General features: G+C 47.6%; 15 protein-coding genes and 1 riboswitch. Of the genes, 13 read left to right on the forward strand and 2 right to left on the reverse strand.

Translation table 11 applies throughout. From position 1 onward, the window contains the following. The first annotated feature begins 115 nt into the window (after positions 1-115). Positions 116-228: riboswitch (TPP riboswitch) on the forward strand. 186 nt (positions 229-414) lie between these two features. Next, on the forward strand, positions 415-2,190 hold the full coding sequence (thiC, locus tag ACL9RM_RS09565; RefSeq protein ID WP_414126245.1) for a phosphomethylpyrimidine synthase ThiC: 1,776 nt from the start codon (positions 415-417) through the stop codon (positions 2,188-2,190). A 145-nt stretch (positions 2,191-2,335) separates the two neighbouring features. Here thiC and ACL9RM_RS09570 read toward each other — a convergent pair whose 3' ends face one another. Next, positions 2,336-2,488 carry a hypothetical protein gene (locus ACL9RM_RS09570; RefSeq protein ID WP_010348453.1) on the reverse strand — a complete coding sequence of 51 codons (153 nt, stop codon included), beginning with the start codon at positions 2,486-2,488 and terminating at the stop codon, positions 2,336-2,338. Positions 2,489-2,994: 506 nt separating this feature from the next. Between ACL9RM_RS09570 and ACL9RM_RS09575 the strand changes: the two genes are divergently transcribed. From ACL9RM_RS09575 to ACL9RM_RS09585, 3 genes are all read left to right on the forward strand, one after another. Then, positions 2,995-3,831: a YitT family protein gene (locus ACL9RM_RS09575; protein WP_250267444.1), complete on the forward strand. Its 837-nt coding sequence runs from the start codon at positions 2,995-2,997 to the stop codon at positions 3,829-3,831. Positions 3,832-3,991: 160 nt separating this feature from the next. Continuing rightward, positions 3,992-4,636: an SdpI family protein gene (locus tag ACL9RM_RS09580; RefSeq protein ID WP_414126244.1), complete on the forward strand. Its 645-nt coding sequence runs from the start codon at positions 3,992-3,994 to the stop codon at positions 4,634-4,636. A gap of 44 nt (positions 4,637-4,680) precedes the next feature. Beyond that, positions 4,681-5,028, forward strand: a complete 348-nt coding sequence (locus tag ACL9RM_RS09585) for a DUF1648 domain-containing protein (protein WP_061831537.1) — start codon at positions 4,681-4,683, stop codon at positions 5,026-5,028. A 73-nt stretch (positions 5,029-5,101) separates the two neighbouring features. On the opposite strand, the gene acnA is transcribed toward ACL9RM_RS09585, so the two are convergent. Beyond that, positions 5,102-7,813, reverse strand: coding sequence for an aconitate hydratase AcnA (gene acnA, locus ACL9RM_RS09590; protein ID WP_250267446.1), 2,712 nt, complete (start codon positions 7,811-7,813; stop codon positions 5,102-5,104). A gap of 420 nt (positions 7,814-8,233) precedes the next feature. On the opposite strand from acnA, the gene ACL9RM_RS09595 reads away from it, so the two are divergent. The 9 genes from ACL9RM_RS09595 to ACL9RM_RS09635 all read left to right on the forward strand — a co-directional run bounded on the left by ACL9RM_RS09595 (position 8,234) and on the right by ACL9RM_RS09635 (position 18,179). Continuing rightward, on the forward strand, positions 8,234-9,229 hold the full coding sequence (locus ACL9RM_RS09595) for an amidase domain-containing protein (protein ID WP_069011283.1): 996 nt from the start codon (positions 8,234-8,236) through the stop codon (positions 9,227-9,229). A gap of 73 nt (positions 9,230-9,302) precedes the next feature. Next, positions 9,303-10,391, forward strand: coding sequence for a D-alanine--D-alanine ligase (locus ACL9RM_RS09600; RefSeq protein WP_250267447.1), 1,089 nt, complete (start codon positions 9,303-9,305; stop codon positions 10,389-10,391). Between the two features lie 128 nt (positions 10,392-10,519). Next, positions 10,520-10,816, forward strand: coding sequence for a hypothetical protein (locus tag ACL9RM_RS09605; RefSeq protein ID WP_250267448.1), 297 nt, complete (start codon positions 10,520-10,522; stop codon positions 10,814-10,816). Between the two features lie 138 nt (positions 10,817-10,954). Continuing rightward, on the forward strand, positions 10,955-11,956 hold the full coding sequence (gene uvsE, locus ACL9RM_RS09610) for a UV DNA damage repair endonuclease UvsE (RefSeq protein WP_061831542.1): 1,002 nt from the start codon (positions 10,955-10,957) through the stop codon (positions 11,954-11,956). Positions 11,957-12,130: 174 nt separating this feature from the next. After that, positions 12,131-12,997: an inositol monophosphatase family protein gene (locus ACL9RM_RS09615; RefSeq protein ID WP_061831543.1), complete on the forward strand. Its 867-nt coding sequence runs from the start codon at positions 12,131-12,133 to the stop codon at positions 12,995-12,997. Positions 12,998-13,034: 37 nt separating this feature from the next. Continuing rightward, positions 13,035-13,277, forward strand: a complete 243-nt coding sequence (locus ACL9RM_RS09620) for a hypothetical protein (RefSeq protein WP_029515768.1) — start codon at positions 13,035-13,037, stop codon at positions 13,275-13,277. A 166-nt stretch (positions 13,278-13,443) separates the two neighbouring features. Then, complete coding sequence (locus ACL9RM_RS09625) at positions 13,444-15,174, forward strand: sensor histidine kinase (RefSeq protein ID WP_250269003.1); 1,731 nt, start codon at positions 13,444-13,446, stop codon at positions 15,172-15,174. Then, positions 15,152-16,711 (forward strand): response regulator transcription factor, encoded by a 1,560-nt coding sequence (locus ACL9RM_RS09630; RefSeq protein WP_029515766.1) that lies wholly within the window; start codon positions 15,152-15,154, stop codon positions 16,709-16,711. Before ACL9RM_RS09625 ends, ACL9RM_RS09630 begins: the two co-directional genes overlap by 23 nt. Before the next feature lie 175 nt (positions 16,712-16,886). Next, positions 16,887-18,179 carry an ABC transporter substrate-binding protein gene (locus ACL9RM_RS09635; RefSeq protein ID WP_069291103.1) on the forward strand — a complete coding sequence of 431 codons (1,293 nt, stop codon included), beginning with the start codon at positions 16,887-16,889 and terminating at the stop codon, positions 18,177-18,179. Positions 18,180-18,399 lie beyond the last annotated feature (220 nt).

An 18,399-nucleotide genomic window follows, 5' to 3' on the forward strand; every position in this document is an offset into this window, starting at 1 on the left:
GGGGAACGTCTCCTTGGTAAAGGGAACCTAAAAGGGTTGCCAAAGCCATAAATTTGAAGTAGTCTGGTAAGGAAGGCGGATGTCTGTTATATCCGCCTCATGTGAATAGAAGTATCACAGTTACTGGGGGAGCCTGTAATGCCGGGCTGAGATGGAATCGTGCAAGATTCCGGACCCTTTGCACCTGATCTGGATCATACCAGCGTAGGGAAGTAATCGGCCATTGAAATGTATACGCGGCTGCTGTCTACAGTGGCGCATTGGAATGGATTATTCCATATGCGCATTGTCTGGATAGCTGCCTCGTTAGATTAGCCGGTTCCCTGGGGAACCGGCTTTTTTGCATAGATCAGCGCCACCCTGGGAATGGTTCCGGATCGGTGTGTCATTTCATCGAAACGGGAGGAATGGACAATGAAGCCGACAGAAGCAGTAGGAACAAAAGAAGTTGAGGTAGAGAAGACAAACGGGGAGCAAGCCAGTGGGGTAACGCCCTTTCCAGGAAGCCGTAAGGTATATATTCAAGGCTCGCGGCCGGACATTGCCGTGCCAGAGCGCGAAATTGCTCTTCATCCTACACATACGCCGCAGGGGACGGAGCATCATGAGCCATTGCGTGTATATGATACAAGCGGTCCCATGACCGACGAAGCCTATCAGGTCGATATCCGTCAGGGCCTGCCTCCATTACGGCGAGCTTGGGCACTGGAACGGGGCGATGTGGAGGCTTACGAGGGACGCGCCGTCCAGCCGGAGGATAATGGACTGAAACCTGGCTCCAAACGGGAGACAGTAGAATTTCCCGGCGTGACCAATCGTCCGCTTCGTGCTTCGCAAGGGCGTACAGTAACGCAAATGCATTATGCGCGGCAAGGGATCATTACGCCCGAAATGGAATTTGCGGCGATCCGCGAAGGGGTGGAGCCTGAGTTTGTACGGCAGGAATTGGCGGCTGGACGAGCCATTTTGCCTTCGAATATCAATCACCCGGAAAGTGAGCCGATGGTCATTGGGCGTCATTTTCATGTGAAGATCAATGCGAACATTGGTAATTCTGCGGTTACCTCCTCCATCGAGGAGGAAGTGGAGAAAATGACTTGGGCTGTGCGTTGGGGCTCGGATACGGTTATGGACCTGTCCACAGGCCGTAATATCCATACAACACGTGAATGGATCATTCGGAATTCTCCTGTACCGATTGGGACTGTGCCGCTGTATCAGGCACTTGAAAAGGTGAACGGTGAAGCAGAAGCGCTGACGTGGGAGTTGTATCGCGATACGCTGATTGAGCAGGCGGAGCAGGGAGTGGACTATTTTACAATTCATGCGGGTGTATTGCTGCGGTATATTCCGATGACGGCGAATAGAATGACGGGAATTGTGTCCCGGGGCGGGTCAATCATGGCAGCCTGGTGCCTTGCGCACCATCAGGAGAATTTTTTGTATACACATTTTGAAGAAATTTGCGAAATTATGAAAGCCTATGATGTGGCCTTTTCTCTCGGGGATGGTCTACGTCCAGGTAGTATCTATGATGCGAATGATGAAGCGCAGTTTGCAGAGCTGGAAACGTTGGGCGAGCTAACGCAAATCGCCTGGAAGCACGATGTTCAGGTCATGATTGAAGGGCCGGGACATGTCCCTATGCATAAAATCAAAGAGAATGTGGATTTACAAATGGAGATTTGTAAGGAAGCTCCTTTCTATACCTTGGGACCGCTCACGACGGATATTGCCCCCGGATATGATCATATTACCTCAGCCATCGGGGCGGCGATGATCGGTTGGTTCGGGACGTCCATGCTGTGTTATGTTACGCCCAAGGAGCATTTGGGTCTGCCCAATAAGGATGATGTCCGTGAGGGTGTCATTACCTACAAAATTGCGGCACATGCTGCCGATCTGGCGAAGGGGCATCCACGGGCGCAGCAGCGGGATGATGCTTTGTCCAAGGCACGCTTTGAGTTCCGCTGGCGGGATCAGTTCAATCTGTCGCTTGATCCCGAGCGTGCCTTATCCTACCATGATGAAACGCTACCGGCAGAGGGCGCCAAGGAAGCACATTTTTGCTCAATGTGCGGCCCTAAATTTTGTAGTATGCGTATCACTCAGGACATTCGCGCCTATGCAGCGGATAAGGGGCTGAACACTCAAGAAGCAGTAGCTGCCGGAATGCGCGAGAAGGCATAGCAGTATCGGGATGGAGGTCAGTAAAACGAACGTGGGAGTTTAGGGACAAATGAATTAAAAAAGCCGTGGTTCTCTACAGTCGATGTAGGAAACTACGGCTTTTTAGCTTATGTAAAGCGGATCATGCAACCGGATAAACGGCGCCTTATTTTTTACCCATTTTTTCATTTAAAATATCCTGAAAGCTGAGCTTCTTTTCCGAGCTATCTTCTTTCTTCTGCATACTCACCGCGTTGGCACGTTGGTATTGGTGGTGAAAGGGCATCAGGGTGTGGACGGTTAAGTTCATTGTATTCATGTAGGTCATTCCTCCAATTCCATATTGTCAAATTCAGATTGAGTTGCTTAGGACGTCTGTATAGGACTATTTGTATGTACTTGATGTCGTAATGCTATGTAGGTTGCTTGGTAATGTTTCAATCATTATACCCACATTTTTTCAAAGTAAAACGCTTTTGACATAAAACAGGAAGATGGTCATATGTGTCCAAAATGTCGATTAGGAGGATGGTCGTTTTAGAGGAAAATGTGCCTAGGTCTAAAACAAGGGCTAGAGGCCCGTTTTCTTAGTTTAGTAGTCGGGATTGTGTTATTTTGTCGAATAACCTTGTAAAAGGAGAATTTTGCGGAATCCAAGTCAGGATTGAGGCAGTCTGGTGGCGAATTAAAGTGTCAAAGTTGTATTGACTTTATGTTTGGTAGTAGATACCATGAACTGGTTGTCAGCGTATTTTGACAACAAGAGTCAGCCAATCCATCTGGCGATTCATCCTTTGAAATGTTAGAGAGAGGATTAGAGCATATATGAAAAAAAGTATTGCAGACATTGCATTTATTATTCTGGGTGCGTTTTTTTTCGCGCTAGCTGTTAATCTGTTTGTGATCCCGAATGAATTTGGCGAGGGGGGCGTTACAGGCGTCACGATCATCCTGTACTACCTGTTTCAGTGGTCTCCCTCGATCGTCAATCTGGTGATTAATGGCTTGCTGCTGATTATCGGATATAAATTTTTGGACAAGAGAACGACCCTGTACACTATAATTGCGGTCGCTTTTAACTCGCTGTTTTTACATTTAACGGTCAACTGGCGGATTGATTCGCATGAACCGACGATTAATGCTGTATTTGCCGGAGTTTTGGTGGGGGTCGGCATTGGCTTAATCGTACGGGTAGGTGGCACTACGGCCGGAACGGTCATTTTAGCCCGGATTGCCAACAAGTATCTGGATTGGAATATCAGCTATGGCTTGCTGTTTTTTGATTTGATTGTCGCATTCTCTTCCTATTTTATTATTGGTCCGGAAAAATTGATGCTAACTATCGTTATTTTGTACGTTGGTACAAAGGTGATGGACTTCATGATCGAAGGACTGAACCCGAAAAAAGCAGTCATGATCATTTCGGAGCACCAAGATAAAATTGCCGAGATGGTCATTACGAAAATGGATCGTGGAGTTACCGTCTTGTCAGGCCACGGCTATTACACTAAAAATCCAAAAGAAGTGCTGTATATCGTCATTAGTAAACAGGAGGTATCAGCGCTTAAAAAGATAGTGAAAGCCATCGACACAGCAGCGTTTATTACCATTCATGACGTGCGAGACGTGTTCGGAGAGGGTTTTCTGGATATTTCGAAGTAACTCGTATGCGCGAAGGTAAGGTTATAAGAGAACATAGTTGGAAGTCGGTCCTGAGGGATCGGCTTTTTGTTTTTGTGATGTTTCTTCCATTTTTGGTATTGGAAAATATGCATAATAAAGAGGAGTCACTCAATTCCTGTTATATGGAGGGTTTGGCGGGATGGAGAATAAGGGTAATTATGATGTAAAAGAAGAATTCAAGAAGCCGTGGACGCATGTGTCTATTTTTTTTATCATGTTGCATGTTATGAATTTTGCTTTATTTTCCTCCTCACTTCATTCCACTAAGGATCGTATAGCATTGTTATATTTTCCATTAGTTACTATGATTATTACATTAGCAATCGTAGTATTGAATCCAAGGTATTCTAAGCATAGAGAATCCTTTTCTGAGCATATGTTAGCTTCCTATCGTAAGATTTGTGCAAGTGTATTTATTGTACTTGATTTGATTTTCCTTGCACTCATGTTCAAATATTCGGGCGAATTTCTGTTCAGCACGCTGAAATTAGCTTTATTTTTATCGGCTATTTTGCATTTAGCAGTGGGAATGTCTTTTGCTACAATAACACCTAACCGTTTAATTGGTTTGAAGTTCCCATGGCTGCTTTCGAATGAAAGCGCTTGGAAGAAAACGCATCGTATCTCTGCTTATATTTGGATAGCCTTTGGCTTAATCGGGATCGCTATAGGATTAGGACAAGAAGTTAATGTGTATATGGTGCTCGTTTCTTGTTTGCCGACGATGATTAGTTTTATTACTTCTCTCTTTCTAAGCCATAGGTATAAAAATATAGACTGCTGATATCTGTATAATGCAGATCGATTTAGCATATTAGGGGGATTTCTATGAGAAGTAAATTAAATTTTTCTAATGTATTGTCTTTTCTTATTTCTGTTTTGCCTTTCATTATCTACCTTTTCATGTATCCGAGAATGCCTAGGAATGTAGCAATCCACTACAATTTCAATGATGTGGCTGACCGTTTTGTTGACAAATCCTCCCCTGAGGTATGGTTGTTGTGTGGAATTAGCCTCATATCTTTTATAATTATGCTAACGCTTCAACCCTATCTCAGTCGTCAGTTCAAGAGCGAAGAAGGCTCTGTAATCATGGAAAGCCTGCCTGGTCTCTTCACACTCCTTATAACCCTAGTGTTCTCAGTTCTCGGCATATGTTTCCTTTTAAAAGCTTAAAGCATATAAAAAATCCCCTCTCAATTCGCAGTTTCCACTGCATTTGGAGGGGATTTCGTTATTTATACGCTCTTTACTCTTGAATCATCTGACGCAATACGGTTTGCAGAATACCACCGTTGTGGTAGTAATCGATATCGACGGTGCTGTCTAGACGGGCAATTACCGGGAATTCGAACTTTGTGCCATCCTCGCGTTTAGCCACCACTGTAAGCTCTTGACCAGGCTTCACGTCATTGTTAATGCCGAGGATGTCGAAGGTTTCGCGGCCATTGAGACCCAAGCTGGACCAGCCATAGCCCTCCTGGAATTGCAGAGGCAGTACACCCATGCCGACCAGGTTACTGCGGTGAATCCGCTCGAAGCTTTCGGCAATGACAGCCTTAACGCCCAGCAGAAGCGTACCTTTGGCCGCCCAGTCACGAGAGCTGCCTGTGCCGTACTCCTTACCAGCAATGACGATCAGGTTCTGATCGGCTGCCTGATATTTCATGGATGCATCATAGATGGACATTTCCTCATCCGTTGGCAAGTATTTGGTCACGCCGCCCTCGGTGCCTGGAGCCACATTGTTGCGGATACGGATGTTGGCGAATGTACCGCGCATCATGACCTCGTGGTTACCGCGACGTGAGCCGTAGGAGTTGAAGTCCTTGCGTTCCACGCCATGCTCCTTCAAATACAATCCTGCCGGGCTGGAAGGGGCAATGTTGCCTGCTGGTGAGATATGGTCCGTCGTGACCGAATCATTCAACAGGGCAAGCACACGGGCATTACGGATTTCCTTGATATCTTGTACGCCATCCTGAAGTCCTTCAAAGAACGGCGGATTTTGAATATAAGTTGAGTTTTCATCCCATTCATACAGTTCGCCTTCAGGAACCGGAATGGAATTCCATTTTTCGTTGGCAGTAAATACATTTTCGTATTTGCGACGGAACATATCCGGGCTGAGAGACAGGCTGATGGCTTCCTTGATTTCCTCGGAAGTGGGCCAGATGTCTTTCAGGTAGACTGGTTGATTGTCCTGATCGTAACCGAGCGGATCATTCACCAAATCAATGTTCACTGTGCCTGCCAGCGCATAAGCGACAACCAGTGGCGGTGAGCCGAGATAGTTGGCTTTGACCTGCGCATGCACACGGCCTTCAAAGTTCCGGTTGCCGGAAATAACTGCGCCAACCGTCAAATCATGGTCTGTGATGGCTTGACTCACTTCGTCAGGAAGTGGGCCGGAGTTACCAATACAGGTTGCGCAGCCGTAGCCGGCTACATGGAAGCCGAGGGCTTCGAGCGGTCCGATTAATCCGGCTTTTTGCAGGTATTCCGTCACGACGAGGGAGCCTGGTGTCAAGCTTGTTTTAACATAGCCTGGCTTTTTGAGACCGCGCTGTACTGCCTTTTTGGCCAGCAAGCCCGCACCGAGCATAACGCTTGGATTGGAGGTATTCGTGCAGCTTGTGATTGCTGCAATAACGACTGCTCCTGTACCCAACTCGCTGGTGGAGCCGTCCGAATGGGTCAGCGGAATCTTCTGTGCGATTTTTTCATCGCTCAGTCCATAGCCGCCCTTGTCCACCGGGGTACGGATAATGCCTTCAAACGTTTCTTTCATGCGGCTAAGCTCAACACGGTCCTGCGGACGTTTGGGTCCGGCGAGACTCGGTACTACCGAAGCCAGATCAAGCTCAATCGTATCGCTGAACACAGGGTCCGGTGTATCGGATGTGCGGAACATGCCTTGGGCTTTGTAATATTCCTCTACGAGGCTTACTTGCTCATCAGAACGTCCGGTGCTGCGCAAGTAGGCCAGCGTTTCTGCATCGACCGGGAAGAAGCCAATCGTTGCGCCGTATTCCGGTGCCATGTTGGCAACTGTCGCACGGTCAGCCAAGCTGATGTTTGCCAGACCAGGCCCGTAAAATTCTACGAATTTGCCGACTACGCCTTTTTTACGCAACATTTGCGTCACTGTAAGTGCCAGATCCGTGGCGGTGGAGCCTTCCGACAGGCTGCCTGTCAGTTTGAAGCCAATCACATCGGGAGTGACAAAATACAACGGTTGCCCCAGCATACCCGCCTCTGCCTCAATCCCGCCGACACCCCAGCCTACAACACCCAGCCCGTTAATCATCGTGGTATGGGAGTCTGTTCCTACGAGGGAATCTGGAAAGACGACCGTTTCACCGTCAATGGTTTTGGTGGCGGCAACGGAGGCGAGATACTCCAGATTGACCTGATGGACGATACCGGTGGATGGCGGAACGGCGCGGAAGTTGTTGAACGCCGTTTGCGCCCAACGCAGAAAACGGTACCGCTCCTCGTTACGTTCAAACTCTACATTGATATTGTAATCCAGTGCATCACTGGTACCGAAAGCATCGACCATGACCGAGTGGTCGATAACGAGATCGACGGGAACGAGCGGATTGATTTGCTTCGGGTCCCCGCCTGCTTTTTTCACCGTATCACGCATAGCTGCCAAATCGACAACCACCGGGACACCGGTAAAATCCTGTAGCACGATGCGTGCAGGAATGAACGGAATCTCCTTGTTGGTGTCCCGATCCTCAGCCCAGCCTGTCAGCTGTTGCACATGTTCTTCCGTAATGGCGCGACCGTCAAACTGTCGAACCGCGGCTTCCAGCAATACTTTAATGGAGAAAGGCAACTTGGCGATACCGCTTTTTCCTTGTTCCTCCAGTGCCTTAAGACTGTAGTAGCGATAAGGCTTCCCGTTAACTTCCAGACTACGGGCAATGGAGAATTGATCTTTTCCTGACATAAGTATTACCTCCTTGAAGTGGATGCTTGGGGGAAAATAGGGATGTCGTTTTTTCGACGTCTTGCACACTTGGTTTAAATTGGTTGCGTTCTCAATTTCATCTTCAGTAGTTTATTGCGTGTTAGAGGTTAAGATGAATGTAATTCGTTTCATTAGATGAAACATGATTTCAAAATGATTGCTTTTGGATTAAGTATACCGTTTTCAGACGGTTCCGTAAAGTTTTTTTGGCCTAAATGATGCGTTGCAGATTGGAAAATAAAACGTTCCGCTCCCTCGCGTTTCGATGTTCATACCAAGCTTTAGAGATTCATACTTATAGATAGAGAGCATTTCAGACCAGAGAGGCAAGAAAGGAAGTTATTCATCATTCCGGTTATCCCCGGAAAAGGATAGCGGGACGAATATGGAGGGATTGGGATGGGGGAGCGGGAATGGAAACAGGCCCTTTTTGCTTACGTGAATCAATACAATCGCAGTGAAGTGAATGGTGTACCGCAGCCGGATGAGTATCTGGAGGTGGGTCAGCGGATGGAACGAGCAGCACGTGCGGCCAGATTGGAGCAGTGGTACAACGAACGGGATGCTGTTCCCCTACGCAGCGAGACACGCGCCAAGCCGCTACGAATGGTGCAGGATACCCCGGATGAGGCTGTGGTAGATGTACAACTGCATGTCCGACTCTTTTATGAGAAGGGTGGGATGACTCACCGGGAGGATCGGATCGAACGGGAGCGTCTGACGTTCACACGCGAGGGTGAAGCCTGGCAGGTAGCGAGAATTGAGCGCGATCCGGCAGAAAGGAAGCCAGCGGGGGGAGAGGTTCCTTTTGAACAGGCTTCGTTTAATCAAGGAGGAAGTCTGCCGCTGCTGAATCGCGGTGTGCTGGGCTTCGGCTCATCAGCACGTCCCAGCCGATATCGCCGCGAAGAAGCAGCGGCCTATGCAGATCAGTGGTGGGATAGCTTCAATCCGGAGTTTGAAGGTTTTGATGTGGATTGCACCAATTATATCTCGCAATGCCTCTTTGCAGGGGGAGCACCGATCCACTATACTGGTAAAAGAGAATCGGGCTGGTGGTATAAAGGACGGGTTGCCGGACGTGAGCTGTGGAGCTACAGTTGGGCAGTTTCCAACAGTCTGGAGCGGTATTTGGGCTCCAGCTCATGGGGGTTGACTGCTGAGCAGGTGAGTCGCCCAGAGCAGCTCATGCTGGGGGACGTCATTTTTTACGATTGGGATGGTGACGGAACCTTCCAGCACAGCACGGTGGTCACGGCCTTTGATGCGGGCGGCATGCCGCTAGTCAATGCACATACGGTAAGCTCCAGACATCGTTATTGGGACTATAAAAATTCGTATGCGTGGACGGACAACACGGTATATCGCTTTTATCACATCGCCGACTATTTTTAAATGAGATGGTGGATAACAGGTACAGTGATGCAAATCAGTCACAATGACGAAAGCAGGAAAGCGGAGGATAGGCATGGCAAATCAAAAATTGACCGTAGGGCTAGTGTACGGTGGCAAATCGGGCGAACATGAGGTTTCGCTGCAAACGGCGTATGCGGTAATGAACGCTTTTAACTATGAGAAATACGAGATTATTCCTTTTTATATTACGAAGGCTGGCGATTGGCGTAGAGGGGCGCTATTAAGCGCTCCTCTGGCTTCTGTAGAGCAATTGAAGCTGGAACGCGCAGAGGGCGGCACCAAGGCGGCATTAGATACATTGTTCGGCAAGCTGTACGGAGAGCAGACGCTGGATGTACTGTTTCCGTTGCTGCACGGCACCTTTGGCGAGGACGGAACGATTCAGGGTCTGTTCGAAATGGCGGATATGCCTTATGTCGGTGCGGGAGTGCTGGCTTCGGCAGCAGGTATGGATAAAGGCGTCATGAAGAAGCTGTTTGAGCATGCAGGATTGCCGCAAGTGAAATACTGTTATTTTAATAGTACACAGTGGGCCCAAACCAGTCATGATCTGGTACGTAACATGGAAACCGAGCTAGGTTATCCTTGCTTTGTCAAACCGGCCAATCTGGGATCAAGTGTGGGTATTTCCAAAGCCAGTAACCGAGAAGAGCTGGAAAAGGCTATAGATCTGGCTTTGCAATTTGACCTAAAGGTGATTGTCGAGGAGTACGTCGATGCCCGTGAGATTGAGGTCAGCGTACTTGGCAATGATGAGCCGATTGCCTCGGTACCGGGTGAAATTGTATCGTCGAGTGATTATTACGATTATGCTGCCAAATATACGGATGGCCAATCGGAAATGCTCATTCCGGCACCGTTGGATGAGGAAGTGGCAGATCGTATTCGTGAAGCCGCATTGCAAGCATTCCGCGCTCTGGAAGGCTGCGGGATTTCCCGTGCCGATTTCTTCGTCAGACGCTCGGACGGACATATCCTTATTAATGAAGTGAATACAATGCCTGGTTTTACACCGTTCAGTATGTATCCATTGCTGTGGAGAGAAACTGGCGTATCCTATGCAAGTCTGCTGGACCGCATGATTGCCCTTGCACTGGAGCGTTATGAGCGCAGGTCGGCACTGCACTACGAGAACTCATAAACGAAACAAAGGGGAGCTGATCACTCTCCTTTTTGTTCATATATATGGCATATCTTTGAGCACTACACTAAACCCTTAATGATGAAAGGTGGCGGTTACACAGGGGCTTTCAAACTGAATTTAACTCCGTGTGCAAATTCAAGAGCGAGCAAGAACTTTACGAACTGCTGGAATACGGACGTGGCAAAATGGTTAAATCCGGGCTGCGCGTGTTTCCGACAGGCCAGAAGGTCATCGCTTACAGCGTGGACAACGTGGCAGTAGCCATCGTGCAGATTGTGGGCTGTATCGCCGAAATTAATTTCCAGGGCGATGAAGTGACCGAAGTTGAAATGATCCTCATTCGTAAGCTGAATGAAGAGGAATCAAGAATTCAGACCGCATTGGCGGATGAAATGTTTTTTGGAGCACAGCAGCAATCCTAGCTGTTTTCTTCTTGCAATTTGTGCGATAACACCGAATCAGCAGGTGCTTTTCCGGGTATGATCAGTAGAAAAGGGTTTTAGGTCACTGAACGAAAGCGACCTTACCATCTACTGCGACTGCTGAAAGGAAGACACCCTATGATCGTAAGGTTCGGTTATGTAGCCATGTCGGTTACCGTTCAAAATGCATCCCCCTCTAAAACCATGACATTGAGCAGCTTTAACAAGATTGGAGACCGAGAAGCTGCAATCCGCAAGCTAGAACGGATAGCAGCCGAAAATCTCCATAATACTTTGAGGCTGCTGCGCCATAATCGCGCGAGTGATATCCAGGTCTATCGTTTCTCATCCAAGCTGATTCCGCTCGCGACCCATCAGGATCTGCGGGATTGGGATCCTTTTCAGGCGCTTGCTGCTGACTTTGCAGAGGTTGGGAACTATGTCAGGGCGAATAAGATGAGGGTATCGTTTCACCCCGATCATTTTACAGTGTTAAGCACTCCCCGTCCTGAGGTGTTGCAGAGCTCCATTAATGATCTGAAGTACCACAAAGCGATGCTGGAGGCCATGGGACTCGGTGCCGAAGCCAAGAACAACATTCATATTGGTGGTGCATACGGAGATAAGGTGACCTCAGGCCAGCGTTTTGTAGAGCAGGTTAGTGCTCTGGATCTTTCGTTAAGAGAACGGCTAACGCTGGAAAATGATGATAAAACGTTCAATGCGGTGGAAACGCTGGAGGCTTGCAAATTGACGGGGTTACCGATGGTTCTCGATATTCATCATCAATGGGTGAATAATGAGGGGGAGAAGCCGTGGGAGCTATGGCCGGATATTTTGGATACTTGGAAAGGGGAATTGGCCCAAGCCGGATCTTCTGTGGATCATCCATTGCCGCCCAAAATCCATGCGTCCAGCCCCAAAAGTGAAAAAGATCCTCGGGGCCATGCGGACGGTGTTCTAGTGGAGCCGTTGCTTACCTTTTTGCGCAATATTGCCGGATATACGGATCGGATTGATGTCATGCTTGAAGCCAAACTAAAGGATGAAGCGTTATTCGGGTTGATGAATGAACTGCGCCTTCAGGAAGCTAATGGGGTTAAAGTGCTGGATGGAGCTTCCGTAGAAATTATGCCTTAGAAAGTAGCATTTTGCGGATAAAGCTCCCATTTAGAGAAACTTTATGCAGCTTATTGTGTATACTAGAATGTGTAAACTAGCAAACTTGTACTGAAACAGAGATGGTTAAGAGACTGTGTTGTAGAGCAGCTTCGTAAACCACGTAACAATGATATAGAAAGTAGAGTGAACACGTTGAACGAAAATGAAAACGAAAAGGTTCCCTATATCGTATCAGGAAAAAGCTATACTGCCGTGGCTATTAACGCGGCATCCAAAGCCGGGGAATGGATTAAAAGCAGGCTGGGAACTGTTGAACATTTGAATACCAAACAGTCTCCTACGGATCTAGTGACCGAGGTAGATAAAGGTGCAGAGCAAATGATTCGCAGACTGATTCTGACCCATTTTCCCGATCATGCTATTTTGGGTGAAGAGGGTGTAGAGCCGGGAGCCGAAGCTTCGGCTCGCGCATTAGAGGCTGCCCGTGAAGAGGAATATCTATGGATTATTGATCCGGTAGATGGGACTACCAATTTTGTACACAGTCTGCCGTATTACAGTGTGTCTATTGCATTGGCCCATCGTGGAGAGGTGATTGTCGGGGTTATTTATGATCCGTCCCGTGATGAAATGTTTGTAGCAGAAAAAGGAAAAGGCGCATATGTACATGGCAATCGTATGCAAGCATCGAGAGAAGAAACACTGGGAGATAGTCTGGTGTGCGTCGGCTTCCCGCCGGATCGTACGTATGCACAACCGCTAAATATGAAAATTACGCAGGTTCTTACACCTCAGGTACGCGGCATTCGGGCGCTGGGCTCGGCAGCATTGCATCTGGCTTATGTAGCATCAGGACGGCTGTCGGCCTATTGCGAAATTGGTTTGAATGCGTGGGATGTGGCAGCGGGCGCTTTGCTGGTACAGGAATCAGGCGGCACCATTACCGATACATTGGGTAGACCTTATGACCTGAGTGTACGGCATATTGCAGCGACGAATACAGCTATTCATTCTCAACTTATTCAAGTGCTGAAAGAAGCAGACGCAACCGGGTTATAATTCTACGTAGAACATCATCATGAAGGAGGAAATCGCGATGAGCCAATCCGAAGAATTGGAACGCCAGCTCAGTGAACTGCTGACGGAAGGCGAAATTCGTGAGAATGAGGCCCAGAAGCGGGAAAGACTCAGTCCTAAATATGAGGTGCGGGTTCAGACTCATATCGATCCCATTGTTGAGGAGACGCGTAAATACCGAAGTATGGCACGGGAACTTGATGACCGATACGACGAATATATGAGCAAGGCGGACAAATCGAAACCAACCGATCAACGCTAAGCAAATACAAATACCTCTTGCCGAATGACCAAGGCATGGGGTATTTTGTATGATATATAGAGTTTTCTCCATTTTGGGCTGGACCGGGCAGGATGAGCGAAGGAGGCGACATTCACTGATTACCTACTTTAAAAGCGCTTACAAAAATGCTGGAATCCATCATAAAATGGTACTGCTGATTACGGTGCTTATGCTGGTTAATTTTGCAGTTGTTGCAGTCATACTTAAGTACGTATTTCATATTTATGATAATCAAATGTACAAAAAAACATCCGAAGTACTCAATATTTCTTCAATCGGCATAGAAAATGAGCTGAAGGATGTGGAAAAAGTTACTTTCAAGGTAACAACGGACGAGCAGCTTCAACGTTATTTGCTGCAATTGGAAAAGGAAACGTCACCTTATACCAAAATGGTGCTGCGTAAAAAAATAACGAATAGGCTCGTCGCCTTTGCCGGCTCTGAGACCTATGTCTATTCTATGATAGTAATCGATAAAGAGGGACAGGTCATGAGCGCGGGCAACCGCGAAGGTATTCCCCAAGAGCTTCGATCCACCCTGTCGGAGCTGGCAGACGAACATGACGGTTCCAATGCATGGTATGCGGCAGGTCATTCCTCCTTGCTGGCCGCTCGGCAGTTCAAATCCTTTACCGATTCCAATTTTACACTGAATGGGCTCGGAACGCTTGCGATTCGTGTGCGAATTGACCGGATTGTAGCGGATCGTGTGCAGACCTCCGGCCGTGACGGACAACTGATGATTACAGATGGAAGACGGATGATTTATCCCGAAACACCACTTTTGAGTGAGAGTGATATCCAGGCGGAGCTTGGCCGAAAGCAGCCTTACGGGATTGCGACCTACTCAGGAGGAACCTTTTTCGCTGCTCAAATCAAATCCTCTTATACGGGGTGGACGTATTTGCATATGACCCCCTTCGATGATATGTTTCGCAGTATTACGATCATTAAAGAAGTTGTAAGCGCTATTTTTGTAATTATGCTTCTTATCGCATTGGCACTGGGGGCTAGGTTGTCAGGGAGCATTACCAAACCGATTGTTCAATTAATTCAGAACATGCGTAAAATAGAAAAAGGCGATCTCGACCGTTTGGAAGAAGAAGCACTTGGCGCGGTCCCCCTTTCCACACAGGATGAGGTAGGCTTGTTACATCGGACATATAAGAAAATGATTCGCCGCATTCGTGAGCTCATTAATGAGAATGTTGCCAAGCAGCTATTACTGCGGGAAACAGAGCTAAAGGCACTACAGGCACAGATTAATCCACACTTTTTATACAACACGCTGGAATCCGTGAACTGGCTCGCCAAGGCCAATAAGCAGGATCGGATTTCAGAGATGGTGGAAGCACTTGCTTTTCTATTGCGAAGTGCGGTCAGTTTTGAAGAGCAGCTGATTCCGCTTCGAAAAGAACTGGATATTGTAAGGAGCTACGTAACGATCCAAAAAACACGTTTTGATGAACGTCTCGTTTTCCATCTGGATGTCCCGGAAGAACTGATGGATGCACAAATTCCGAAGCTAACGCTTCAGCCCTTGGTGGAGAATGCCATTCATTATGCGCTGGAGCCGCGAATTGAACCCTGTCGGATTGCTATTATTGCGAGAGAAAGCGAGGGGGCTTTATTTCTGCGAGTTGAAGATGATGGACCGGGAATGACGCCGGATTTCTTGGAAAAGCTGCGGAGCGGGCAGGTCCTGACTCGTGGGCAGGGCATTGGACTTACGAATATTCAGGAACGGATTAACCTGACATTTGGTACACCTTGGGGGATAGAGCTGCATAGCGAGTCAGGAACAGGAACGTCGATTCATGTCTGTATTCCATATGTGAAAGGGGATCAGGGTCGTGTACAAGGTGCTACTGGTTGATGATGAGCGTATGATTTTGGAAGGTATATCACAGGTGGTTGATTGGGGTAAAGCGGGAACGAGATTGGTTGGTACGGCACGTAACGGGATTGAGGCTTATGATCAGATTCAGGCCAGCCCGCCTGATTTTGTGATTAGCGACATCTCTATGCCTGGATTGGACGGCATCGGACTGGTTGCCAAAACGACGGAGCATTTTCCAGACGTCCGTTTCATTCTGTTGTCTGGTTACAAAGATTTTGATTATGCCTGTCGGGCCATGCAATACGGGGTGAAGCACTACTTGTTGAAGCCATGCAATGAGCGGCAAATTCATGAGGCTCTGACCGAGTTGGGGCAGGAGCGGGAGGAGCAGGAAGAACGCAAGCAGTTTGTAAACCGGATGAAGCTAGATTTTCAGCGTATGCTGCCTCATGTGAAGGAACACTTTTTGAAGGAGTTTATTTCCTATAAAACTTACGGTAGCCGTGATATCGCATTTTATGAGCGGTTATTCGGAATTGAATTGCAAGATAAGCAGGTTCGAATGCTGCTGCTGCGGGTGGAGGAATCCCATGAGCCGGAGCATTTGTTTGCATTGCAAAATATAGCGGCAGATTTGATGGATGATGTCTTGCTCAGTACGACCATGCAGGGGCAATTGCTCATTGTGCTGGAAAGCGAGGATGACACGTCACGGTTTATGAAACAGATTGAAGCGGTACGTGCGACATTTCATCGCTTTTACAAGCTGGAGGTAACAGTCGCAGTTAGTGAGTCGGATAGTATGCAGCATTCACGGGGGATGTACCGGGAGACACTGCATTGTATGAATCACCGTTTTTACACCGGGGAGGGCAGTTTGATTACGAAGGAGGATTTAGCGGCTGAGGATACCCGGGAGATGGCAGATTTGGAGCTGGACGAGGAGAAGTTCGGTCTGCTAATCAAGGCTGGAAATACGGTGGAGGTGGCACAGGAAGTGGATCGGTTGTTCGGTATTTTGTCCCGGATGAAGCTGGAAATTTCCGTGACCCGCTCCTATGTGCTTCAGCTCTATGCTGCTATGATTCGTATATGCCCTGAAGAAGAGCGTGCGGCGTTTACGAGCCGAATGGTGGTGCTGGCAGAGCAAAAAACGCTGGCATGTCTCAAATCTTTTGTACAGGAAGCTGCCGAACGAATGACCGCAATCTATTATAAAAGTAATGTGTATCGCCAATCTTCCACCGTTGATAAAATGATCACTATTATTGAGCAAAACTACAGAAAATCCGATTTGTCGCTGAACGGAGTGGCAGGTCAAATGCTGTATATGAATTCCGACTACTTAGGAAAAATTTTCAAAAAAGTGACAGGTGAAAACTTTTCACACTACGTCAATCGTTATCGGATCGAACGTGCGGCTGAGCATATTCGAGAGACCGGGGACGTGAAGGTATTTGAACTGGCGGAATGGTTCGGCTTCGGTGGGAACGCGCAATATTTTAGCCAGGTGTTCAAAAAGTGGGCGGGTATGACGCCTTCCGAGTATATTAAATCACATGAACGGGGATGAGCCAATGGAGTCCCACTGTTTTTTAAACCTAGGAAACCTGATTTGTGTATTCCAATGTTTCTCTGCTTTTGGGAAAATAACAACAGGAGCTAATGTAAACGCTATCAAAATTGCGTAAATGCGTTGTCACTCGTGATTTGGCTCCTTTCTAGAACAGCGAAAAGGGGAGAGATAGGTGGGCAAAAAGGGATGGTTTCTGATCATAGCGATGCTGCTCGTTTTGACGACGGCATGTAGCGGAGCGGACGGCGGCAGCAATTCGGGCACAAGTGCAGACGGGAAAGTAAAGTTACGGATCGCTTGGTGGGGATCGGATACGCGTCATGAATACACGCAAAAGGTCGTTGATTTGTATAAGCAGAAAAATCCAAATGTAACGATTGATGTGGAATATGCCTCTTTTGATGACTATTGGAAAAAGCTCGCCCCGCAGGCTGCGGCTAATCAGCTGCCAGATATCGTGCAAATGGACATTTCGTACATTAGCCAATATGCGAAAAATGGTCAACTGGAGGATCTCGCGCCTTACTTGAATCAAAAAATTCAGGTCGCTGATGTGACCGAAAATGTACTCAAAACCGGCGTAATTGCCGGAAAGCAATATGGTATTCCAACCGGTGTCAATGTTCTGGGTTTCCAGTATGACCCGGCGTTGCTCAAAAAAGCAGGCATAGACAAAATTCCTGACAACTGGACATGGGATCAATACAAAGAACTGGCTTTAAAAGCGGGTTCCAATAAAGTATACTTTGACAGCTCGATGGCTGCTGATATTTTCTTCCACTACTATTTGCGTACGCAAGGAAAGACTCTCTACAATGCGGAAGGAACAGGATTGGGGTATGACGATGATAAGCTGTTTGTTGACTTCTTCAGCGGATTGGCTGATCTGATTAAGAAGGGGGCGACCCCGCCTCCTGAAATCATGAACCAGACCAAGGGGATTCTTGAGGAATCCGATATCGTAAAAGGAACAGGCATCGGTATTTGGCAGTGGTCCAATCAGTATGTGGGCTTACAGCAGGTTGTTAACCGCCCAATGGCACTGGCTCCAATGTTTGGGCCGAATATGGAAAAAGGCGTATACATGCAGCCTACGATGTACTGGACGGTTGCTTCCCGTTCACAGGTGAAGGATGAGGCCGCAAAGTTTATTGATTTCTGGATGAATGATGTAGAAGCGAATAAATTGATTAAAGGCGAACGGGGCGTGCCGATTTCCTCTAAAATCAAGGAGGCTGTTGCGCCAGAGTTAAGCGAGCCTACGAAGCAGGTGTTTGAATTTGTAGCTTCCATGGAGCCGAAGGCTTCTCCAATGAGCCCGCCGCCACCAGTCGGATCGCCGGAAGTGATTGCGACTCTGACCGATTATATTGAACAGGTCAATTTCGGACAGATGACGGCTGAAGACGCAGCGGCCAAATTCCGGGCTGATGCGAATACTATCCTTGCGAATAACAAGCAATAATGAGCGCAATGAGACCTTTAGGATATCTGACATCGTTTTAGCATAAGAACGACAAGATCCAAGGAACGTTTCGTTAAGTTAACCGTGCGTAGTCCAAAGCATGATTGCGCACGGTTGATTCGACGAACCAACTGCATAAGCACCCTTTGCAGACATCACAATAATATTCATATAACAACGAATTATTAACGCTATAAAGTTTTACTAATTCTTTAAATGC

It is taken from the genome of Paenibacillus sp. S29, from assembly GCF_049319765.1.
GTDB classification, from domain to species: Bacteria; Bacillota; Bacilli; order Paenibacillales; family Paenibacillaceae; genus Paenibacillus; species Paenibacillus polymyxa_B.